General features: G+C 70.9%; 20 protein-coding genes. 15 read left to right on the top strand and 5 right to left on the bottom strand.

The features are described 5' to 3' along the window. Nucleotides 1-600, bottom strand: a 600-nt coding sequence (locus ACK4LS_RS12475) for a diguanylate cyclase (RefSeq protein WP_409717624.1), incomplete at its 3' end; no start/stop codon positions are given. Between ACK4LS_RS12475 and ACK4LS_RS12470 the strand changes: the two genes are divergently transcribed. Together ACK4LS_RS12470 and ACK4LS_RS12465 are read left to right on the top strand one after the other, a co-directional pair. Further along, a complete protein-coding gene (locus ACK4LS_RS12470) occupies nt 584-1,603 on the top strand; it encodes an AAA family ATPase (protein ID WP_409717621.1) in 1,020 nt (339 codons plus the stop codon). The two genes, ACK4LS_RS12475 and ACK4LS_RS12470, sit on opposite strands and share 17 nt — an antisense overlap. Then, nucleotides 1,600-2,091 carry a peptide deformylase gene (locus ACK4LS_RS12465; protein ID WP_409717618.1) on the top strand — a complete coding sequence of 164 codons (492 nt, stop codon included), beginning with the start codon at nt 1,600-1,602 and terminating at the stop codon, nt 2,089-2,091. Before ACK4LS_RS12470 ends, ACK4LS_RS12465 begins: the two co-directional genes overlap by 4 nt. A 93-nt stretch (nt 2,092-2,184) precedes the next feature. Here the strand turns inward: ACK4LS_RS12465 and ACK4LS_RS12460 are convergent, their stop codons facing one another. Next, a complete protein-coding gene (locus ACK4LS_RS12460; RefSeq protein ID WP_409717615.1) occupies nt 2,185-4,011 on the bottom strand; it encodes an AMP-dependent synthetase/ligase in 1,827 nt (608 codons plus the stop codon). Nucleotides 4,012-4,166: 155 nt separating this feature from the next. On the opposite strand from ACK4LS_RS12460, the gene ACK4LS_RS12455 reads away from it, so the two are divergent. The 3 genes from ACK4LS_RS12455 to ACK4LS_RS12445 are packed head-to-tail and all read left to right on the top strand — an operon-like array spanning nt 4,167 to nt 7,165. After that, nucleotides 4,167-5,102, top strand: coding sequence for an ROK family glucokinase (locus tag ACK4LS_RS12455; RefSeq protein ID WP_409717612.1), 936 nt, complete (start codon nt 4,167-4,169; stop codon nt 5,100-5,102). 2 nt (nt 5,103-5,104) lie between these two features. Then, nucleotides 5,105-5,818, top strand: a complete 714-nt coding sequence (locus tag ACK4LS_RS12450) for a lysophospholipid acyltransferase family protein (protein ID WP_409717609.1) — start codon at nt 5,105-5,107, stop codon at nt 5,816-5,818. Between the two features lie 9 nt (nt 5,819-5,827). After that, on the top strand, nt 5,828-7,165 hold the full coding sequence (locus tag ACK4LS_RS12445; RefSeq protein WP_409717606.1) for a class II 3-deoxy-7-phosphoheptulonate synthase: 1,338 nt from the start codon (nt 5,828-5,830) through the stop codon (nt 7,163-7,165). Nucleotides 7,166-7,328: 163 nt separating this feature from the next. On the opposite strand, the gene pknB is transcribed toward ACK4LS_RS12445, so the two are convergent. Together pknB and ACK4LS_RS12435 are read right to left on the bottom strand one after the other, a co-directional pair. Beyond that, nucleotides 7,329-9,281, bottom strand: coding sequence for a Stk1 family PASTA domain-containing Ser/Thr kinase (gene pknB, locus ACK4LS_RS12440; protein WP_409717603.1), 1,953 nt, complete (start codon nt 9,279-9,281; stop codon nt 7,329-7,331). A 70-nt stretch (nt 9,282-9,351) separates the two neighbouring features. Continuing rightward, entirely contained in the window at nt 9,352-10,329 is a 978-nt protein-coding gene (locus ACK4LS_RS12435) for a LysM peptidoglycan-binding domain-containing protein (RefSeq protein ID WP_409717600.1), read from the bottom strand. 146 nt (nt 10,330-10,475) lie between these two features. On the opposite strand from ACK4LS_RS12435, the gene ACK4LS_RS12430 reads away from it, so the two are divergent. Continuing rightward, entirely contained in the window at nt 10,476-10,820 is a 345-nt protein-coding gene (locus ACK4LS_RS12430; RefSeq protein WP_409717597.1) for an Rv2175c family DNA-binding protein, read from the top strand. A 48-nt stretch (nt 10,821-10,868) separates the two neighbouring features. Here the strand turns inward: ACK4LS_RS12430 and ACK4LS_RS12425 are convergent, their stop codons facing one another. Next, the gene (locus ACK4LS_RS12425; protein ID WP_409717594.1) at nt 10,869-11,948 is read right to left on the bottom strand and encodes a polyprenyl synthetase family protein; all 1,080 of its coding nucleotides are present in this window, start codon (nt 11,946-11,948) and stop codon (nt 10,869-10,871) included. Between the two features lie 64 nt (nt 11,949-12,012). On the opposite strand from ACK4LS_RS12425, the gene ACK4LS_RS12420 reads away from it, so the two are divergent. The 9 genes from ACK4LS_RS12420 to ftsW form a co-directional block, all read left to right on the top strand. Further along, entirely contained in the window at nt 12,013-12,393 is a 381-nt protein-coding gene (locus ACK4LS_RS12420) for a DUF3040 domain-containing protein (protein WP_409717591.1), read from the top strand. A gap of 399 nt (nt 12,394-12,792) precedes the next feature. After that, nucleotides 12,793-13,224 (top strand): division/cell wall cluster transcriptional repressor MraZ, encoded by a 432-nt coding sequence (mraZ, locus tag ACK4LS_RS12415; protein ID WP_409717627.1) that lies wholly within the window; start codon nt 12,793-12,795, stop codon nt 13,222-13,224. Nucleotides 13,225-13,323: 99 nt separating this feature from the next. Then, a complete protein-coding gene (gene rsmH / locus ACK4LS_RS12410; RefSeq protein ID WP_409717588.1) occupies nt 13,324-14,277 on the top strand; it encodes a 16S rRNA (cytosine(1402)-N(4))-methyltransferase RsmH in 954 nt (317 codons plus the stop codon). After that, complete coding sequence (locus tag ACK4LS_RS12405; protein WP_409717585.1) at nt 14,274-14,915, top strand: hypothetical protein; 642 nt, start codon at nt 14,274-14,276, stop codon at nt 14,913-14,915. The genes rsmH and ACK4LS_RS12405 overlap by 4 nt, the downstream gene beginning before the upstream one ends. A gap of 5 nt (nt 14,916-14,920) precedes the next feature. Beyond that, entirely contained in the window at nt 14,921-16,723 is a 1,803-nt protein-coding gene (locus tag ACK4LS_RS12400) for a peptidoglycan D,D-transpeptidase FtsI family protein (RefSeq protein ID WP_409717582.1), read from the top strand. Between the two features lie 64 nt (nt 16,724-16,787). Next, complete coding sequence (gene murF / locus ACK4LS_RS12395) at nt 16,788-18,200, top strand: UDP-N-acetylmuramoyl-tripeptide--D-alanyl-D-alanine ligase (protein WP_409717579.1); 1,413 nt, start codon at nt 16,788-16,790, stop codon at nt 18,198-18,200. After that, a complete protein-coding gene (gene mraY / locus ACK4LS_RS12390; protein ID WP_409717576.1) occupies nt 18,197-19,303 on the top strand; it encodes a phospho-N-acetylmuramoyl-pentapeptide-transferase in 1,107 nt (368 codons plus the stop codon). The genes murF and mraY overlap by 4 nt, the downstream gene beginning before the upstream one ends. Further along, nucleotides 19,300-20,820, top strand: coding sequence for a UDP-N-acetylmuramoyl-L-alanine--D-glutamate ligase (murD, locus tag ACK4LS_RS12385; RefSeq protein WP_409717573.1), 1,521 nt, complete (start codon nt 19,300-19,302; stop codon nt 20,818-20,820). The genes mraY and murD overlap by 4 nt, the downstream gene beginning before the upstream one ends. An 11-nt stretch (nt 20,821-20,831) precedes the next feature. After that, nucleotides 20,832-22,019: putative lipid II flippase FtsW (gene ftsW / locus ACK4LS_RS12380; RefSeq protein WP_409717570.1), on the top strand; the 1,188-nt coding region annotated here is incomplete at its 3' end.

Below are 22,019 nucleotides of genomic sequence, written 5' to 3'. Positions count from 1 at the left end.
CTCCTCACCACCATAGCGGAACGCGTCACCCACGCCGCGCGTGCCGTCCGCCAGCACTTTGCCCACTGCGCGAAGCACCGCGTCGCCTGCATCATGGCCGTGCGTGTCGTTGAACCGCTTGAAATGATCGACGTCGATCATCAGGCAGCTCAGCGGCGCGCTGTTCGGCCCTGACGTCGCGAGCAGGCCCGCCAGCCGCTCCTCGAGCTGGCGGCGGTTGGACAGCCCGGTCAGCGCATCCACCATCGCCATCGCACGCAGCGCCTCACGCAGCCGCAGGTTGGCGAGGGCGAGGCCGATATTCTCCGCAAGCATATAGAGATAGGGTGCGGGCATCGCGACGGCGGAGGCGGGTTCGCCCTGGCGCGGCTCAAGGTACAGCAGGCCCAGTATCTCCCCATGCGCGGTCAGCGGCAGGCACAGCGTGTCGCGGGTCGGCTCCTGATCACCGGCCAGATGCAGGCACGGCACGTCGATCGCGCCACCTGCGGGGCGATGCGGCTGTCCGCGCCGCAGCGCCCAGCAGGCCGACGGCGCGACGCGTGCCGCCGACGAGGCCGCGCGCGTCGACCGCGCCCACGCCATGGAGCGCGTGCGCACGCCGGCGGCCGAGGTGACCCTCGCGTCGAAGCGGATCGGTCAGATCGACGACGCGCGCGAGAGCTCCGACCTGCTCACCGCCGACCGTCTGCTCGACCCCCGGCAGATCGCGCGTCCCGAGCCCGAGGGGCTCTGGCAGCAGCTGCTGTACTCCGTGTCGGGCAAGCGCATCAACCTCGGCGACGGGCGCCGTGCGCGCCAGCGCAAAGAGCTCGATCGTCGCATCTCCGCTCCGCTGACGGGCGGGGCGCGCTTCGTGCCCGTGCTCTCGCGCAAGGGCGGCGTGGGCAAGACCACCGTCACCTCGCTCCTGGGCATGGCCCTCGCCGACGCCCGCGACGACCGCATCATCGCCGTCGACGCCAACCCCGATCGCGGCACCCTGGCCGACCGGGTGGGGCGTCCGAACGGCCGCACGGTGCGCGACCTCGTGCGCGCGCATGACGAGATGGCGGGCTACAACGACGTCTCCTCGATCGTCGCCCGGGATGCCACGCGCCTGGACGTGCTGGCATCCGACGCCGATCCGCGGGTGTCCGAGGCGTTCAGCGACGACGACTACCGCCAGGTGGCCGACGTCGCCGCGCACTACTACTCGATCGTCCTCACCGACACGGGCACGGGGATCGTGCACTCGGTCATGGGGGCGACTCTCGAACTGGCCGACACGTTGGTGGTCGTCGCCGGGCTGTCGGTCGACGAGGCGCGACTGGCCTCCGAGACCCTCACGTGGCTGGAGACCAACGGCTACGCGGCGTGCGTGCGCGACGCCGTCGTGGTGCTCAATAACTCGCGCCCCGGCACCCCGCTGGTGCGCGAGAGCGAGCTCGAGGCGCACTTCCGCTCGCGCGTGCGCACCGTCATCCGCATGCCGTACGACGCGCGCATCGCCGCGGGCAGCGCGATCACCTTCCGCGACCTGCAGCCCACGACGCGACAGGCGGCGCGCGAACTCGCCGCGGCCGTCGTCGAGGGCCTGCGCTCACCGGTGGCGGCGGCATGACCGTCCGTCCCATCCGCCTCTTCGGCGACCCCGTGCTGCGCGCGGCCAGCGTCCCGATCGAGGAGATCGACGACGGCGTCCGCGCCCTCGTCCAGGACCTGCTCGACACCGTGGCGCTGCCCGGGCGAGCGGGTGTCGCCGCCCCTCAGATCGGTGTGGGGCTCCGCGCTTTCAGCTACAACATCGACGGCGACATCGGGTACGTGCTCAACCCCGTGCTCGTCGAGACGCGCGGCGAGCCCCAGCCGGTGGGGGAGGGATGCCTGTCGGTCCCCGGAATCTGGCACGACGCGCTCCGCCACCCCTGGGCCAAGGTCGTCGGCATCGACCTCGACGGCAACGAGGTCGTGCTCGAGGGGGAGGGGCTGCTCGCTCAGGCACTGCAACACGAGACCGATCACCTCGACGGCATGCTGTACCTCTCGCGCCTGCCCGCCGAGGCGCGGCGCGCGGCGATGCGCCAGGTGCGCGAGAGCGACTGGTTCTGACCTCGCCTCCGGATCCCGGCATCCGGATGACGACACCCTTGCACGCGCGAACGGCCCGGCACCCCGAGGGGACCGGGCCGTTCGCGGCGAGGGTCAGGGCAACGACACGTTCGTCGTGTTGATCGGCACCGCGTAGATCTCCTCGATCGCGTCGGCGTAGTCCGCCACGATGACGTTGCGCTTGATGCTCATCTTCGGCGTCAGGTGCCCGCTCGCCTCGGTCCACTCCGTCGGCAGGATCGTGAACTTGCGGATCGACTCGGCCCGGGACACACGGGTGTTGGCGCGGTCGACGGCCGCCTGAACCTCTGCGCGCACCTTCTCGTTCGTGCTGGCGTCGGCGAGCGACATGTCCGACGGCAGGCCGTTGTTGCCGAGCCACGTCGGAAGCATCTCGGGGTCCAGGGTGACCAGAGCGGAGATGAAGGGCTTGTGATCGCCCACCACGACGACCTGACCCACGATGGGGTTCGCGCGGATGGGGTCCTCAAGCGCCGCGGGGGCGACGTTCTTACCGCCGGCGGTGACGATGATCTCCTTCTTGCGACCGGTGATCGCGAGGAAGCCGTCGCCGTCGAAGGCGCCGATGTCGCCCGTCTTGAACCACTCGCCGTCGAACGCTTCGGCCGTGGCCTCGGGATTCTGCCAGTACTCGCGGAACACGTTGATGCCGCGCACCTGGATCTCGCCGTCGTCGGCGAGACGCACGCCCACCCCCGGGAGCACGGGGCCCACGGTTCCGATCTTCGACTTCGTGGCGAGGTTCACCGTGGCCGGCGCGGTCGTCTCGGTGAGGCCGTAGCCCTCGAGGATCACCACGCCGAGGCTGCGGAAGAAGTGCCCGAGGCGCGGACCGAGGGGTGCCGACCCCGACACCGCGTACACGACGCGTCCGCCCATGGCATCCCGGAGCTTGGAGTACACGAGCTTGTCGAACAGCGCGAACTTCAGCTTCAGGGGGAGGGGGATCTTCTTCCCGTCCTGCAGCCGCTGGGAGTGCTCGATCGCCGCGTCGGCGGCGGCGCGGAAGATCTTGCCCTTGCCGCCGGCCTCGGCCTTCTGCTCGGCGGAGTTGTAGACCTTCTCGAACACGCGGGGCACGGCCAACAGGAACGTCGGCTGGAAGGTGCCCAGGGCGGGGAGCAGCTGCTTCGTGTCGGGCTGGTGACCCGTCTTGACCCCGGCGTGCACGTTCAGCAGGGAGATGAACCGTGCGAAGACGTGCGCGGTGGTGATGAACAGGAGCGTCGAGGCGCCGGGCGTCTCCACCACCTCGTGCAGGGCCTTCGCCGAATTGCGGGCGAGCTCGACGAAGTTGCTGTGCACGAGGACGCAGCCCTTGGGGCGTCCGGTCGACCCCGACGTGTAGATGAGGGTCGCGATGTCGGAGGCCTTCGCCAGGTGGCGGCGACGCTCGATCTCCTCGTCGGTGATGTGCGTGCCGTTGGACACGAGCGCGTCGAGTGCGCCGGAGTGCATGGCCCAGACCTCGCGCACGAGGGGGAGGTCGCTGCGCACCTCGGCGAGGCGCTCGGCATGGTCGGCGGACTCCAGCACCACGGCGATCGCGCCGGAGTCCGAGAGGATCCACGAGATCTGCGACGGCGAGCTCGTCTCGTACACGGGCACCATCACGGCGCCGGCGTAGAAGAGCGCGAAGTCGACGAGCGTCCAGTCGTAGGTCGTGCGGGCGATGAAGCCCACCTTCTCGCCGGGTTGGACGCCCGCTGCCACGAAGCCCTTGGCGAGGGCGATGACCTGCCGCTCGAAGTCGGCCGCCGTGACGTCGCGCCAGCCCCCGGCGTCGGGGACGGCGAACAGCGGACGGTCGGGGGTGGCTCGAACACGGTCGGCGAGCAGGTCGGACGCGTTGGCATCCGGGTCTGCGGGGACGACAGGGGGGAGGTCGAACTGGATCACGGCAACTCCTTCGGTACCGGAAAAAACGTCGATCGGTCCGTCGAGTCTATCCGCACCGCCCGGGCCGCCGCGGGGCGCCGGGCGGCCCGCGCGCGCCGCCGGGCATCGCTAGACTTCTCCGGGCCAGCCTCTCGGTCGGCCCGGAAGGGAGCGCGGTGCGCAACGTCGGCATCGACATCGGGGGAACGAAGATCGCGGGGGGCGTCGTCGACGACGACGGCACCATCATCGAGAAGCTCCGCGTCGACACCCCCATCGACCCCGCGGCCCTCGTCGACGCGGTCGTCGACATGGCCGACCACCTGCGCCGCGCGCACGAGGTGCACGCGATCGGCGTCGCCGCCGCCGGGTTCATCAGCCTCGACCGCAGCACCGTCATCTACGCACCCAACATCGACTGGCGCGACGAGCCGTTGCGCGCGCGCCTGGAGGATCGCCTCGACGCCCCCGTCACGATCGAGAACGACGCCAACGCCGCCGGCTGGGGCGAGTACCGCTTCGGCGCGGGCCGGGGCGTGCGGGACATGGTCATGCTCACCATGGGCACGGGCGTGGGCGGCGCGGTCGTGAGCGGTGGCGAGCTGTTCCGCGGGGGCCACGGCATCGGCGGCGAGCTCGGCCACATGCGCTTCGTGCGTGGCGGTCACCCGTGTGGATGCGGACAGAACGGATGCCTCGAACAGTACGCCTCGGGACGCGCGCTGCAGCGCGAGGCCAACGCCATCGCCGACGAGGGCGGGATCGGCTCGGCCCTGGCGGCGGTTCGCGACGAGAAGGGCGCGATCCCCGGTCCCGCGGTCTCCCGGCTCGTGCTCGCGGGCGACCCGGGCGCCGTCGAGGCGCTGCGGCGCGTTGCCACCGCCCTGGGCGAGGCGTGCGGCGGCTTCCAGGCGGTGCTCGACCCCGAGCTGTTCGTCATCGGCGGCGGCGTCGCCCAGCTGGGCGCCGATCTGCTGGCACCGGTGAAGCTCGCGTACGAGACCTCGCTGCCGGGATACGGTGAACGTCCGGTCGCGGAATTCGCGATCGCGCGCCTGGGCAACGACGCCGGCCTGATCGGGGTCGCCGACCTCGCCGGGAAGGAGCGCTGACGATGTTCTACTGGCTCATGAAATACGTGGTCATCGGACCGGTCATCAAGGCCGTGTTCCGTCCGTGGATGGTGGGCCGGCGCAACATCCCCACCGAGGGGGCGGCGATCCTCGCCAGCAACCACCTGTCGTTCTCGGATTCGATCTTCCTGCCCTTGATGATCGACCGTCGCATGGCGTTCCTGGCCAAGAGCGACTACTTCACCGGGAAGGGCCTCAAGGGCTGGGCCACCCGCCTGTTCTTCACGGCGACGGGTCAGCTGCCCATCGACCGCTCGGGCGGCAAAGCCTCGGAGGCCTCGCTCAATACCGGCCTGGGCGTGCTCGGCCGCGGCGAGCTGCTCGGCATCTACCCCGAGGGCACGCGCAGTCCCGACGGCACGCTGTACCGCGGTCGCACGGGCATCGCCCGCATGGCGCTCGAAGCGCGCGTGCCGGTCGTCCCGGTGGTCATGGTCGACACCGGCGCGGTCATGCCGATCGGTCGGCGTCTGCCGCGCGTGGGACGGGTGGGCATCGTGATCGGCGAGCCGCTCGACTTCTCGCGCTTCGAAGGCATGGAGGGCGATCGCTACGTGCTGCGCTCGGTGACCGACGAGATCATGGTCGCGCTCCAGCGCCTCGGCGAGCAGCGTTACGAAGACGTGTACGCCTCCACCGTGAAGGACCGTCTCGCCACCGCGCAGGCGGCGAAGGCGCCGACGTCGCGCCACTAGACTTCAGGGGTGAATCAGCAGCTCCACGACCTCGACCACTGGCGATCCCTGCCCATCAAGCAGCAGCCGCAGTGGTATGACGAGGGCGCGGTGGCCGCGGCATCCGCGGAGCTCGCCACCCTCCCGCCGCTCGTCTTCGCGGGCGAGGTCGACATCCTGCGCGACCGCCTCGCGCGCGCCGCCGCCGGCCGGGCGTTCCTCCTGCAGGGCGGTGACTGCGCCGAGACGTTCGCCGGCGCCACCGCCGAACAGATCCGCAATCGCATCAAGACGGTGCTGCAGATGGCCGTCGTGCTCACCTACGGCGCCTCCATGCCGGTGGTGAAGATGGGCCGCATGGCGGGTCAGTTCGCCAAGCCCCGCTCGAGCGACACCGAGACGCGCGGCGACGTGACGCTGCCGGCCTACCGCGGCGACATCGTCAACGGCTACGACTTCACCGAGGAGTCGCGCAAGGCCGACCCGGCTCGCCTGCTCAAGGGCTACCACACGGCCGCCTCGACCCTGAACCTCATCCGCGCGTTCACGCAGGGTGGCTTCGCCGACCTGCGCGAGGTGCACAGCTGGAACAAGGGCTTCGCCAGCACCCCCGCCAACCAGGCGTACGAGAGCATGGCCGCCGAGATCGATCGCGCCATCAAGTTCATGGAGGCCGCCGGCGCCGACTTCGACGAGCTCACGCGCGTCGAGTTCTACACCGGGCACGAGGGTCTGCTCATGGACTACGAGCGCCCCATGACCCGCATCGACTCGCGCACCGGTCTGGCGTACAACACCTCGTCGCATTTCCAGTGGATCGGTGAGCGCACGCGCGAGCTCGACGGAGCACACGTCGACTACTTCTCGAAGATCCGCAACCCCATCGGTGTGAAGCTCGGTCCCACGACCACCGCCGAGACGGCCCTGGCGCTCATCGACAAGCTCGACCCCGACCGCGAGCCCGGGCGCCTCACGTTCATCACGCGTATGGGCGCGGGCAAGATCCGCGACGCCCTGCCCCCGCTGCTCGAAGCCGTGCGCGACTCCGGCGCCACGCCGCTGTGGGTCACCGATCCCATGCACGGCAACGGCATCACCACGCCCACCGGTTACAAGACGCGTCGCTTCGACGACGTCGTCGACGAGGTGCGCGGGTTCTTCGAGGCGCATCGCTCGGTGGGGACGCACCCCGGCGGCATCCACGTCGAGCTCACCGGAGACGACGTCACCGAGTGTCTGGGCGGCTCGGAGCAGATCGACGAGGCCACCCTCGCGACCCGCTACGAGAGCCTCTGCGACCCGCGCCTGAACCACCGGCAGAGCCTGGAGCTGGCGTTCCTCGTGGCCGAGGAGCTCGAGAACCGCTGACCCGCGCACCATGTGAACGATGCCCCCGGCCTTCTGTCCGGGGGCATCGTCGTGTCGCGGGATCGCGGTCCTTCCGACGGGAGCGGGGACCGCGCACGGCGCGTCGAGCAGCCCCCGCCGGCGAGAACCGTCGACGGCCCGCGTCGGCGCCGACCGTCGCGGACTACAGCGTGGGTGTGAGCGTGACGGTGCTGCCCTGCGGCGCCGTCGTGCCGGCCTTGGGGTTGGTGGCCCGCACCTTGTAGATGTCCCAGTACTTGAAGCCGAGCGGGAGCGTTCCGTCGTCGATGCCGGCGTTGACCTCGAACCCGAGCGCATCGAGCGCGGCGACCGCGTCGCGGATGGACATTCCGACGATGTTCCCCGGGATCTCGACCGGCCTCGGCCCGATCGACATCACCAGCGGGACGGTGTCGCCGGGACGCCAGTTTCCGCCGCCGTCGCGTTCCCCAATGCGGATGATGGTCCCGGATGCCACGGAGTTGCTGTACTCCTCGGTCACCGAGGTCTGCAGGTCGACCTCGTTCAGCGCCCGTTCCGCGCGGTCGCGCGAGTCGCCGACCACGTCGGGGATCGGGCCCAGCGAGAGGACGAGAGAGGCGGCGTCACCCTCGTACACCGTGCAGCCGGAGGTGCAGTCGATCGCGTCGCCGCCGGAGCGGGGGATGATCGAGGCACCGAGCACCGTGCCCTCGGCGGCATCCGTGAACTGGCGTGCGGGGTCGTCGCCGACGCCGACGAATGCCTCCTGCAGCACCGCGGTAGCATCCTCGGCGGTGCGCCCGGAGAGCTCGGGGATCTGGTGCGTGGCGGGACCGATCGAGACGTACACCGTCACCACCGTCCCCTTGTCGAGTCGCTCGCCGGGCACGGGGTCGGAACCGACCGTCGTGCCGGCGGGGATCTCGCGGTCGTTCACCTCCTGCGCCTGCGCTTGCAGCTGCTCCTGCACGAGGAGCGCCTCCGCGTCGGCGAAGCTGCGCCCCGACACGTCGGGCACGCCGACGAGTGAGCCGGGTCCCGAGCCGAAGTACCACCCGGTGACCCCGGCTCCGCCGGCCAGCAGCAGCACGATGATCACGGCCCAGACGCCCCGCACCGTGCGCTTGCGGGTGCGGGCGCGCAGCCGGGAGGCGTTGTCGGGCTCGTCGACCGTGGCCGAGGGGACGGCGGCGGTCTGCGGCAGGACCTTCGTGAGCTCGCGCGATTCGGCGGGGGTCGCGGCTCCCGCGGTGCCCACCGACACGGCGCGCGCGACCTGCGGCGCGAGGCCCAGTTCCTTCTCGATCGCGCGCAGGCGTTCGAGCATGGCGGCGGCGTCGATCGGACGGTCGTCGGGCTCGCGCTCGGTGGCCCACAGCACGAGCTCGTCGAGCTGCTCGGGGACGCCGGAGTTCTTCGCGCTCGGGCGCGGAACGGAATCGGTCGCGTGCTGGTACGCGATCTGCATCGGCTGCTCGCCCTTGTAGGGCTGCTCGCCGGTGAGCATCTCGTAGAGCATGATGCCGAGCGAGTAGATGTCGCTGCGCGCGTCGGCGGTGCCGCGCGTGACGAGCTCGGGGGCGAGATAGGCGATGGTTCCCATCAGCTGCGCACCGCTGGCGGTGTTGGCCGTCGTGGCGCGCGCCAGACCGAAGTCGCCGATCTTGATGCGGCCGTCCTCGGCCAGCAGCACGTTCTCGGGCTTGACGTCGCGGTGCACGATCCCCGCGCGGTGGGCCGCTGCGAGCCCCGACAGGATGGCATCCATGATCGTGAGGGTCTGATCGATCGTGAGACGCCGGTGCTCGCGCAGTAGTTCGCGCAGGGTGATGCCGGGCAGGTACTCCATGACCAGGTAGGCCATCTCGCCGTCCTGGCCCTGGTCGAAGACGTTGACCACGTGGGGGTCGCTCAGGCGGGCGGCCGAGCGGGCCTCCTGGATGAAACGGCTCTGGAACACGGTGTCGTCGCTCAGGTGCCCGTGCATGACCTTCAGCGCCACGCGCCGCTCGAGGCGCAGGTCGGTGGCCACGTACACGGTCGCCATGCCGCCGCGCGCGATGCGCGCGCGCACCCGGTACCGGCCGTCGACGAGACGGCCGATCAGCGGGTCTGCCTGCTGACTCGTGCTCACGGGTCGAGTCTACGGAGAGCCTCCTGTGAGGCCCGGCAACGGCTCACCGCCACCTCGCAGAACGGCAGGGTCAGCCGAGGACGGCGAGCCAGGTCGTCGCGGGCTGCTCCCACTGTGCGTAGCGGTCGGGATAGGCCGAGATCTGCACGGCCTGGGCCGCGTCGGCGTAGGGGAGATGCTCCCAGTCGGGGATGTCGAGCAGGCCCCGCGTCGCCGATCCGTTGGGGTCGCCGGCGCCGCCGTAGAACACGCGCGTCGACCGCTCGCGGTCGAGGACCTGCGCGGCCGAGCCCCACCCCGTGCTCGGACGCTGCTGGAAGAGGCCGAGGGAGTCGCGGTCGCCCCAGTCGAGGTTGCGCAGCCACGACTCCTGCATGGCGGTCCCGAGGGCGATGAGGATCCCGCGATCGGGCACCCCCAGCTCGCGGCCGATGCGGATGATCAGCCGCGCGTTCTCGCTCTGCTCGGCGTCGAGGCCCGGAGCGGTCGCGGGCGGGAGGGATGCCGGGGCGGCGGCGGACGTGGCGGAGGGGATGCGCAGCACGTTCCCGGGGTAGATGATCGACGCCCGCGTGAGGCCGTTGGCGCTCAGCACCGCGTCGATCGAGACGCCGTTGGCGCGCGCGATGGCCGAGATCGTGTCTCCCGGGCGCACCTCGTGGGTGCGCTCCACCGGGGCTGCGGCGGCCGGGGCGGGGGCGGATGCCGCCGGGGCACCGCCCAGCGACAGCACCTGACCCGGTCGGATGACGGCGTCGGCGCCGAGGCCGTTGGCGGCCAGCACCATGGCGGTGTCGAGACCGCGCGCGCGGGCGATGCCCCACACAGTGTCGCCGGGTCGCACGGTGTAGGTCGCCGCGGAGGCGGCTGACGGCACGGGGGCGCCGAGGGCGCGCGGCGCCGGGAGGGGCGTCGTCGACGCCGGCGCCGGAGGAGCGGCGTGCGCGGCGTTCTCACCGGCGAGTGTCAGGGCGATCGTGCCGGCCACGGCGGCGGGCCAGATCGCCATCCGGCGTGCGGGCAGGGGGGACTGCGTGAGTCGTCGCATGGTGGGGGATCCGTTCTTCCGACTGCCCGCCACGGTCGCACGAGCGGTGACGGATGTCAACGCGTGGGGCCGGTGTGACGGGTGTGATGACGCTCCGCCGACGCCGGGCAGGCGGGGCGGGCGCGCGCAGGTGAGAACATGGAGGGGTGAGCGACACTTCCCGTTACGAGACCGACTGGCTGACGATCCCCGATCTGGTGGAGATCCTCGACGAGCCCCTCGGGCGCGTGCGCCGCCTCGTCGATGAGCAGTACCTCGTGGGCTCCCGCCGTGACGGCGTGTTCAAGATCCCGTCCGTGTTCCTGGTCGACGCGCGCCCGTTGCCGTCTCTGCGCGGGACGATCATCGTGCTGCACGATGCCGGCTTCGGCCCCGACGAGACCATCGACTGGCTCCTCACCCCGGAGGAGACCATCGGCGTCGCGCCGATCGAGGCGTTGCGGGCCGGTCGCAAGAGCGAGGTCCGCCGGGTGGCCGCGACCCTCGCCTGACGCGTCTGCCGCGACCGGCGCGTCGTGCGCGCCGGTGCGGTGCGGCGGTCAGGCCGTGCGCTCGGTCGCGGCGCGCGCGAGGGCGCGCAACTCCTCGAGGGCCGCGGTGCCGAGGGGAGCCGCGGCCAGGGCGGAATCGGCGCGGCGGGCGTAGTCTGCGATCAGCTGCTCCGTGCGCGCGAGCGCGCCGCTGTCGACGATGGTGCGCTGCAGGATGCCGATCTGCTCGGCATCCAGACCCGGATCGCCCAGGCGCGTGTCGACCTCGTGCCGCTCGGCCGGCGTGAGCGACTCCCGGGTGTACGCGACGAGGACGGTCCGCTTGCCCTCGCGCAGGTCGTCGCCCACGGGCTTGCCGGTCACGGCGGAGTCGCCGAAGACCCCGAGCACGTCGTCGCGCAGCTGGAAGGCCATGCCGACGTCGTGTCCGAACCGACCCAGGGCGTCGAGCTGGGCGGCATCCGCCCCGGCGAGGGAGGCGCCGATCTCGAGGGGCTGCTGGATGCTGTAGCGCGCGGACTTGTACGAGGCCACGCGGAGGGCGCGCTCGGCGTGGGCGCCGTCGGGGTAGACGGCGTAGGCGGACTCCTCGGCGACGTCGAGGAACTGCCCGATCGTGACGTCGCGGCGCATCCGCGCGTACGCCCGACGCGTCTCGCGCGCGGTGGACGCACCGTCGAGGCCCTCCTCCAGGAGGTCGTCGCTCCAGGCCACGAGGAGGTCGCCGAGCAGGATCGCGCCGGAGCGCCCGAACGCGTCGGAGTCGCCGGCCCAGCCGGCTTCCCGGTGGGCGGCCTGCAGAGCACGATGGGCGGCCGGCTGGCCGCGGCGCGTGTCGGAGTTGTCGACGAGATCGTCGTGCACGAGCGCCGCGGCGTGGAAGACCTCGAGGGAGGCGGCGACCGCCAGGGCGGCGTCGTCGAAGGCCTCGGACGAGTCCGCGACGGCGCGCCAGCCCGTGAGGCAGAACCGCGCCCGCAGGCGCTTCCCTCCGCGCAGCGCGGACGCGCCGGAGCGGGTGAGAGTCTCGGCTTCCGGGCCGAGAGCGGAGGCGTACGATAACTGTTCGGAGAGGAACTTGTCGAGTCGCTGGGAAACAGCTTCGATCGGTTCCGGGGAGGTCGGCACGGGCCTAGCCTAGTGATCCACGCCGCGCGTAGAATCGTCCACATCGAACAACAGAGGGGGATGCATGCCACTCTCCGAACAGGAGCAGCGTCTGCTTGACGAGATGGAGCGCCATCTCATGAGCAACGACACCGATGTCGTCTCGGCTCCCAGCCGCGCCCTCAGCTACCGCAACATCGTCCTGGGTTCGATCCTCGTGCTCGCCGGTCTCGGTGCGCTCGTCGTCGGCGTGTCGATCGGTTTCAACACCGGTTTCCTCGGCATCGCGGTGGGTGTGCTCGGATTCCTCCTCATGGTCGGTGGCGTCATCTTCGCCGTGACCCCCACGCGCGGCGCCGTGGCGTCCACCCCGACGGCGGCGAAGCCCCGTGCCGCACGTCCCACCGGCTCCTCGTTCATGGACCGCATGAACGATCGCTGGGACCGCCGCCGCGAAAACCCCTAAGCCCCGCATCCTCGATAAGCACCGGCTCCTCGGAGCCGGTGCTTTTTCGTGCGCCCGGGGCCGGGTAGGAGGCCCGACCCTCGCCCCGCGGGTGGGTCGGCGCGGTCGCCTCCCGCCGACACCGGGGCGCCGACCCGCCGGGGCGTGATCGGCGAGCCGTGACCTCTCGTGCGTCCGGCTCGCATTCCGCTCCGTTTTCCTCCACCGTCGCGCTCCGATCCGTCGCGCGGTGCGGGGCCACGCGGGATTCCGCCCCCGGGTGGACGCAGTGCGGAGCGGGTCGCGCGGGATGCGGGGGAGAGTCCGCCCAGAAGAACGGCGATTTCGATGGCGAAGTGGAGCCAGGTGGAGTAAAGTGGGGGAAACTTCGCAGGCCGGACGAAGGGGGTGGACGCCCGAATGCTGCTCGGCACGCACACTCCCAAGCTCGACGACAAAGGGCGCGTCATCCTGCCCGCGAAGTTCCGTGACGATCTCGGAGCCGGAGTGGTGATCACCCGGGGGCAGGACCGCTGCCTCTACGTGTTCAGCACCGAGGAGTTCGAGCGCGTGCACGAGCGGATCCGCGAGGCCCCGCTCAGCAACAAGCAGGCCCGCGACTTCCTCCGCATGTTCCTCTCGGGGGCCAGCGCCGAGAAGCCGGACAGCCAGAACCGCATCACCGTCCCTCCGGCGCTGCGCACCTATGCGGGCCTCGGGCGCGAGCTCGTCATCACGGGTGTCGGAGCGCACGCGGAGATCTGGGATGCCGAGGCGTGGAACGCCTACGCCGAGAGCAATGAAGAGACGTACGCCGAGATGGAGCAGGAGGTGATCCCGGGACTGTTCTGACCCTCCGGCTGTGATGCCCAGCCGCACGCCCTGACGCACTTCCCCGGCGCCAGGTCGATGCGGGTGGGGATCAGAGCCGAAGGATCGGACCCCGTCATCATGGACTTCCGCGACATCCACACCCCCGTCCTGCTCGAGCGTTGCGCCGAGCTCCTCGGCCCCGCCCTGCAGAAGCCCGGGTCCGTCTTCGTCGACGGCACGCTGGGCATGGGCGGCCACTCCGAGGCGTTCCTCGAGCGCTTCCCGAACGCCCGTCTGATCGGACTCGACCGCGACACCGACGCCCTGCGCATCGCGGGGGAGCGGCTCGCCCGCTTCGGCGATCGCGTCACCCTCGTGCACACCGTCTACGACGGCATCGCCGAGGCCGTGGCATCCGCCGGGCTCGCGAAGGTCGACGGGATCCTGTTCGACCTCGGGGTGTCCTCGCTCCAGCTCGACGTGGCCGACCGCGGTTTCGCCTACGCCCAGGACGCGCCGCTCGACATGCGCATGGACCAGACCACCGGCGTCACCGCGGCCGAGGTGCTCGCCACCTACGGCGAAGGAGACCTGCGCCGCATCTTCGAGCGCTACGGCGAAGAGAAGCTCGCCGGTCGCTACGCGCGGGCCATCATCGCCGCGCGCGCCGAGGCGCCGCTGGAGCGATCCGGTCAGCTGGTCGACGTGCTGCAGGCGGCGACGCCCGCCGCCGTGCTGCGCGAGCGCCACCCCGCCAAGCGCGTCTTCCAGGCCCTGCGCATCGAGGTCAACGCCGAGCTGTCGGTTCTCGAGCGCACGATCCCGGCCGCGCTGAGCGTGCTCGGGGTGGGCGGTCGCATCGTGGTGCTGTCGTACCAGTCGCTCGAAGACCGCCTCGTCAAGCGCGTCTTCGCCGAGGCGACGACATCCACCGCTCCGCGCGGACTGCCGGTCGAGCTGCCCGAACACGCCCCGAAGTTCCGCCTGCTCGTGCGCGGCGCGGAGCTCGCGGGTGACGACGAACGCGCGGTCAACCCGCGCGCCACGCCCGTGCGCCTGCGCGCGGCCGAGAGGATCCAGGAGGACGCATGAGCGCATCCACGGCCATCGACCCCCGGACCGTCCAGACCGGCTTCGAACCCGACTTCCCGACGCCCGTCCGCGAGCGTCGGCTCACGGTCGTCCCCGCCGCCGCCCGCCGTCGCGCGCCCCGCCGACTCTTCGGGGTGATCGCGGTGGCCGGCGCGCTGGTGATCGTGCTCGTGCAGATGGGGCTCGGCATCCTCACCACCCAGAGCTCGTTCGAGATCGCCTCGCTCACGCAGCAGCAGCGCGACCTGACATACCAGAAGCAGATCCTGTACGACGAGAGCGCGGGCCTCAGCTCGCCGCAGTACCTCGCGGCCAACGCGGCGGCGCTCGGCATGGTCATCGACGAGTCGCCCACCTACCTGCGCCTGAGCGACGGTGCGGTGATCGGCTCCGACAAGCCCGCCGACACCACCTCGTCCGTGGATGCCATGGGCCGGGGTTCGGTGCGCAACGCGCTCATCGCCGGCGTCCCCCTCGTGACCGACCCGTCGGCCGCGACGACCGACACCGGGGCGGCCACCCCGCCGGCACCCGCGGCCCCGGCCCCCGCCGCGCCGGTCTCCGGCACCGCTGAGACCACGGATCCGGCGACACCCCCGTCGATCAGCGACGGTCTGCCGACTCCCGCGACACGATGAGAGCCATGACGACCACCACCTCCCGGTCCCCGCGGCGTCGGACCGTCGTCGCCCTCTCGGTCGTGCTGATCGTGCTCGTCGCGTTCGTCGTTCGCCTCGTCGACATCCAGGTCGTCAACGCCCGCGAGCACGTGGACGACTCCCTCGCGATGGGCCTGGAGAGCTCGCGCGTCGAGTACGCCTCGCGCGGCTCGATCGTCGACGAGAACGGCGTGGTGCTGGCATCCGCCGTCAACCGTTACGACGTGCAGGTCGACCCCATGCTCGCGGCCAAGGGCATCTCCACGGTCGACGCGGCCGGCGACGACGACGAGGGCACCACCACCGGGTGGCCCGAGCTCGCCGCGCAGATCGCCGGGATCACCGGGCAGGACCCCGCCGACGTCGAGAAGACCGTCACGGATGCCGTAGCCGAGAACCCCGATTCGCGCTACGCGTTGATCGCGAAGAGCGTCTCGACCGAGCAGTACCGGGCCCTCACGGCTCTCAAGCTGCCGTTCCTGAGCTTCCCGCCCCAGTCGGGTCGGGTCTACCCCGACGGCGCGGTCGGCGGCAACCTCCTGGGCTTCGTAGGCAGCGACGGCCAGCCGCTCGCGGGTCTCGAGTCCGCCGACGACTCCTGCCTGTCGTCCACGAACGGCAAGGTCGTCTTCCAGCAGGGCCGCGACGGCGTGGTGCTCCCCGGCACCGAGGTCGTCACCGAACCCGCCGTCGACGGCGGGACGCTGCAGCGCACGAGCGATCGCGACCAGCAGTGGTACCTCGGTCAGCTGATCGCCGAGCAGGTGCAGAACACCGGCTCCCTGCGCGGAACGATCACGGTGGTCGAGGCGAAGACCGGGAAGATCCGGGCGCTCGCGGAGTACCCCTCGGTGGACCCCAACGACCCCACGGCGACCCCCGTGAACGACCGCGGCAGCCGCGCGTTCTCGAGCCCCTTCGAACCGGGCTCGACGTTCAAGGCCCTCACCACGGCGATCGGCCTCGACAGCGGCTCCTACACGCCGCAGACGACCATCACGGCATCGTCGCGCGAGGTGCTCGGCGGCGACGCGCGCGTGTCCGACGCGTTCTCGCACGGACCCAACACCTACACGCCCACCGGTGTGCTCATCGACTCCTCCAACGTCGGCATCTCCAAGTTCGGCGAGATGATCCCGAAGCAGACGCGGTTCGACTACCTGCAGAAGTTCGGGATGGGTTCGCCGAGCGCCATCGGCTTCCCGGGTGAGTCCAGCGGCATCCTGCACCCGGTCGGCGACTGGGACACCCAGACCTTCTACAACACCACCTTCGGGCAGGGGCTGTCGGTGACCGTGCCCCAGCTGGTGGGCGCGTACCAGACCATCGCCAACGGCGGTCTGAAGATGCCGCTCTCCCTCGTCGAGGGCTGCACGGCCGCCGACGGCACCGTCACCGACACGCCCTCGACCGAGGGGACCCAGGTGATCTCGAACGGCACCGCGAAGCAGGTCGCCCTCATGCTCGAGAACGTCGCCACCCAGGGTGAGCTCGCCGACAAGATCGCCATCCCGGGCTACCGCATCGCGATCAAGACCGGAACGGGCGAGAAGGTCGACGAGGCCACCGGCGCCTACAAGCCCGACGCGTACTACACGACGATGATCGGTTTCGCGCCCGCGGACGACCCGCAGTACGTCGTCGCGGTCAACCTCGACGAACCGCGGACGGTAAAATCGTCGGCGGCCACCGCGCCCGCGTTCCAGAAGGCCCTCACGCAGGTTCTCAAGACCTACCGGGTCATCCCCTCCGGAACCACGACCCCCGAACTGCCCAAGTTCGGCTGAGACACCGGCGACGCCGGTCTCGTCTCGGTAACGAATGCGACACGGAAAGGGCGTCCGCACAGCAATGATCTCCTCGAGCCTCTCCCACCTCGCCGACGTGCTCGGCGGCACCCTCGTCGTCCGCCGCGGCGACACCCCCGACACGCTCGTCGCGGGCACGGTCGACACCGACTCGCGTCTCATCGAACCCGGCGGCGTCTTCGTCGCCAAGCCCGGCGAGACCACCGACGGTCACCTCTTCGTCGGCACCGCCGTCGAGCGCGGAGCGGCTCTCGCGATCGTCGAGCGCGAACTCGACGACGACGTGAGCCAGATCGTGGTGCCGGATGCCGTGACCGCCCTCAGCGACCTCGCCCGTGACGTCGTGGCCCGCGTCCGCGCGCATGGCGAGCTGCGGATCGTGGGGATCACCGGGTCCAACGGAAAGACGACGACCAAGAACCTGCTCGCGCGCATCCTCGCCGACGAGGGGACCACGGTGTCGCCGCGGGCCTCGTTCAACAACGAGGTCGGCGCTCCGCTCACGATGCTGCGCGTCGAGGACGACACCCGCTTCCTCGTCAGCGAGTTCGGCGCCAGCGCGCCCGGGGCGATCGCGCACCTGGCCGGTCTCGTGACGCCCGACATCGGCGTCGTGCTCATGGTGGGCATGGCGCACGCGGGCGGCTTCGGCGGCATCGAGTCGACCTTCCACGCCAAGAGCGAGCTCGTGCGCGCGACCCGCGAGGGAGGTCTCGCCGTGCTGAACGCCGACGACCCCCGCGTGGCCGCGATGGAGCCCATCGCGCGCGAGCGCGGGCAGGACGTGCGGTGGTTCGGCCGCGGCGACCGCGCGCAGGTGCGGGCCGTCGACGTCGAGGTCTCGGCATCCGGCACGCGCGCGGAGCTCCTCGTCGACGGAGAAGCCTTCACCCTGACCCTGCGGGTGCTCGGCGAGCACCACGTGATGAACGCCCTCGCCGCGATCGCGACCGCCACCGCCCTGGGCGTGTCGGCCGCCGACGCGATCGCGCGGCTGGAGACCGTCGAGATCGCCGAGCGCTGGCGCATGCAGCCCCTCGGCTCCGACCGCGTGCGCATCATCAACGACGCCTACAACGCCAGCCCCGATTCCATGGCGGCGGCGCTGCGCACCCTCGCGCAGATCACCGGACCCGACGAGCGCACGGTCGCCGTCCTCGGGGCGATGAGCGAGCTGGGGGAGTACGCCGACGAGGAGCACGACCGCGTGGGGCTGCTGGCCGTGCGCCTGCGCATCCAGCGCATCGTCGTGATCGGTCCCGAGGCGCGTCGCATGTACCTCGAGGCGATCGCGCAGGGCTCGTGGGACGGCGAGGCGGTCTTCTTCGCCGACGCCGACGCGGCCTACGCCTATCTTTCGACCGAACTGCGCGACGGTGACCGCGTGCTGGTGAAGTCGTCGAACTCGGCGGGGCTCCGGCACCTCGGCGACCGTCTGGGAGACTTGTTCGCGTGAGATCACTTCTGACATCGGCTGCGATCTCGCTCGCCTTCACCCTCTTCCTCACCCCGGTCTTCCTGCGGTGGTTCCGCAAGTGGGGATGGGGCCAGGTCATCCGCACGCCCGAGAACGTGCACAACCCCTCGCACGGGGCCAAGCGCGGTACGCCCACCATGGGCGGCACCATCTTCATCTCCGGCACGATCGTCGGCTACTTCATCGGCTCGTACGCCGGCAACAATCCGCCCACGATCTCCGGCCTTCTCGTGCTGTGGCTCATGCTGGGCTTCGGCGTCGTCGGCTTCATCGACGACTACATGAAGGTGCGCCACCAGAACAGCCTCGGTCTCTCGGGATGGCGCAAGATCCTCGGCCAGGTACTCGTGGCCGTGCCGTTCGCGATCGTGGCGCTGAACTTCCCGAACAACTACGGCCAGACGGCCGCCTCCGAGTACGTCTCGGTCTTCCGCGACATCCAGGTGCTGTCGCTGTTCGCGCTCGGCCCGATCCTCGGCTGGCTGCTGTACCTCGCGTGGATCTCGCTCATCGGCACCGCGGCATCCAACTCCGTCAACGTCGCCGACGGACTCGACGGCCTCGCGGCGGGTTCCGGCATCTTCGTCGTGGGCGCCTACAGCCTCATGGCGTTCTGGCAGAACAAGCAGATGTGCGCCGACGTGCTCGATCCGGCCGTCCAGGCCGGCTGCTATGCCGTGCGCGACCCCTTCGACCTCGCGATCGTGTCGGCGTCGTTCGTCGGTGCGCTCGTCGGGTTCCTGTGGTGGAACGCCCCCAAGGCCAAGGTGTTCATGGGCGACTGCGGGTCGATGGCGATCGGCGGCGTGATCGCGGCCCTCGCGATCTTCACCCGCACCGAACTGCTGCTCATCCTCATCGCCGGCGTCTACGTCATCGCCTCCGGCTCGGTCATCCTCCAGCGCGCGTACTTCAAGATCACCAAGGGCAAGCGTCTGTTCCTGATGAGCCCGCTCCACCACCACCTCGAGATGCGGGGGTGGCCCGAGGTCACCATCGTCGTGCGCATGTGGATCATCGCCGGCCTGCTCGCCGTCTCGGGCATCGGATTCTTCTACGTCGAATGGCTCGCACGCGTATGACCGACCTGTCCTCCCTCACCAGCTGGCACGCCGACTGGAAGGGCCTGCGCGTCGCCGTGCTGGGCCTGTCGGTCACGGGGTTCTCGGTCGCCGACACCCTCTCCGAGCTCGGCGCCGACGTGTTCGTGGTCACCGAGCGGGCGGATGCCGAGTACTCGCGCCTGCTGCCGGTGCTCGGCGTGCGCCTGCACGAGGGGCCGCTGGACGCGGTCCCCGCCGAGCTCGCCGATTTCGCGCCCGAGGTCGTCATCGCCTCGCCCGGGTTCCCGCCCGCGCACCCGCTGATCCGGTGGACGCGGGAGCGGGGGATCGCGCTCTGGGGCGACGTCGAGCTCGCCTGGCGCGTGCGCGACAAGGTCGTGCGCGACGACGGTCGGCCCGCCGACTGGGTGCTCATCACCGGGACCAACGGCAAGACGACGACCACCCGCCTCACCGCGGAGATGCTCGTGACGGCCGGTCTGCGCGCGGCTCCCGTGGGCAACATCGGCACGCCCGTCCTCGACGCGGTGCGCGACCCGAGCGGCTTCGACGCCCTCGTGGTCGAGCTCTCGAGCCACCAGCTCTGGTACCTCAACCTGCAGAGCGGCGCCGACGCCCTCTCGCCGCACGCCGCGGTGTGCCTCAACCTCGCCGACGACCACCTCGAGTGGCACGGCGGCGCCGACGCCTACCGCGACGCGAAGGCCGGCGTCTACGCCCGCACCCGCGTGGCCTGCGTCTACAACAAGGCCGACATCGCCACGCGCGAGATGGTCGAAGACGCCGAGGTGGTCGAGGGCGCGCGCGCGATCGGCTTCGACCTCGGCGTCCCGGGGCCCAGCGACCTCGGCGTGGTCGACGGCATCCTCGTCGACCGTGCGTTCCTCGAGGAGCGCGCCACCTCGGCTCTCGAGCTCACGACCGTGGCCGATCTCGCCGCCCGCGGTCTCGGCGCACCCCACATGGTCTCCAACATCCTCGCCGCGGCGGCGCTCGCCCGCTCGCTCGGCGCGACCCCCGCCGACGTGCACGACACGCTCGAACGTTTCCGCCTCGATCCGCACCGCATCCAGGTGGTCGGCGCGCACGCCGGCATCACGTGGGTCGACGACTCGAAGGCGACCAACCCGCACGCGGCGGCCTCGTCGCTCGCCGCCTACCCGGGCGCGGTGTGGGTGGTCGGCGGACTGCTCAAGGGCGTCGACCTGTCGGACCTCGTGCGGGCGCGGGGATCCCACGTGCGCGCGGTCATCGTGATCGGGACCGAGCGCGACGACATCGTCGCGGCGTTCGCGCGACACGCCCCCGCGGTGCCGCTCTTCGAGGTCGACCACACCGAGACTGAAGACGTCATGGCGCAGGTCGTCGAGCTGGCGGCGGGTGCAGCCCGGGACGGAGACACGGTTCTCCTGGCTCCCGCGGCGGCATCCTTCGATCAGTTCTCGTCCTACTCCGACCGCGGCGAGAGATTCGCGCACGCGGTGCGGGCGTGGATCGCCGGCCAGGGCGACGGAGCATCTCGACCGCACGACTGAGGGGACCACGCGTGACCACGACGGCGCCCCCTCCGCGGCAGGCCCCCGACGATCAGCCCGAGCGGGCGGGACTCATCGCCCGTGTCTCCCTGGGGCGGGCGTTCCGGCCGGTCGCGAGCGAGTTCCTGCTCATCGCCTCCGCCGCGCTGCTGCTCACCGGTTTCGGGCTCGTGATGGTGCTGTCGGCCACCTCGGCCCTCGACGGCGGACAGAGCCCGTTCGACCATGTGATCAAGCAGGGCGTGTTCGCGGTCGTCGGCATCCCCCTGATGTTCGCACTCAGCCGCGCGAGCATGGGCTTCTGGAAGAAGATCGCCTGGCCCGCCCTGATCTTCGCGACGCTCTTCCAGCTCCTGGTCTACGTGCCGGGGCTGGGCATCTCGTCGTACGGCAACCGCAACTGGGTGCAGATCGCGGGCTTCCAGTTCCAGCCGGCCGAGTTCCTCAAGCTGGCGCTCGCGCTGTGGATGGCCGCGGTGCTCTTCCGCAAGCGCCGCCTGCTCACCTCGTGGAAGCACGTGTTCATCCCCGTCGTCCCCGTCGCGGTCCTCGTGATCGGCACGGTCCTCGGCGGAAAAGACCTCGGCACGGTGATGATCCTCGTGCTCGTGGTGCTGGGGGCGCTGTTCTTCGCCGGCATCAAGCTGCGGATGTTCATCGTGCCGGCGGTGCTGGCAGTGGTGGTCGTGCTGCTGTCGGCCGTCGGCAGCGAGAACCGCATGGCGCGCATCGCCAGCCTGTTCAACCCCGACGACGCCTCGTGCTACTACACCTCGTGCTATCAGTCGCTGCACGGTGTCTGGGGTCTCGCGAGCGGCGGCCTGCTGGGCCTGGGGCTGGGCAATTCGAAAGAGAAGTACGACTGGCTTCCGGCCGCCGCCAACGACTACATCTTCGCCATCATCGGCGAGGAGCTCGGTCTCGTGGGCTGCGTCGTGGTGCTCGCGCTGTTCGCGCTCTTCGCCGTCGGGGCGTTCCGCATCATCCGTCGCACCGACGACAGCTTCGTGCGCATCGTCGCCGGCGCCATCACGCTGTGGATCGTCGGCCAGGCGCTCGTGAACATCGGCGTGGTGCTGCGCATCTTCCCGGTGCTGGGCGTGCCGCTGCCCTTCATGTCGCAAGGAGGGACGTCGCTGCTGTCGGTGCTCATCGCGTGCGGCGTGCTGCTGTCGTGCGCCCGCACGCTGCCCGACCAC

Origin of the sequence: Microbacterium sp. (assembly GCF_046295495.1) — a bacterium.
GTDB lineage: Bacteria > Actinomycetota > Actinomycetes > Actinomycetales > Microbacteriaceae > Microbacterium.
Note: the sequence above shows the minus strand (reverse complement) of the source record. Positions and strands in the feature narration are given on the sequence as shown.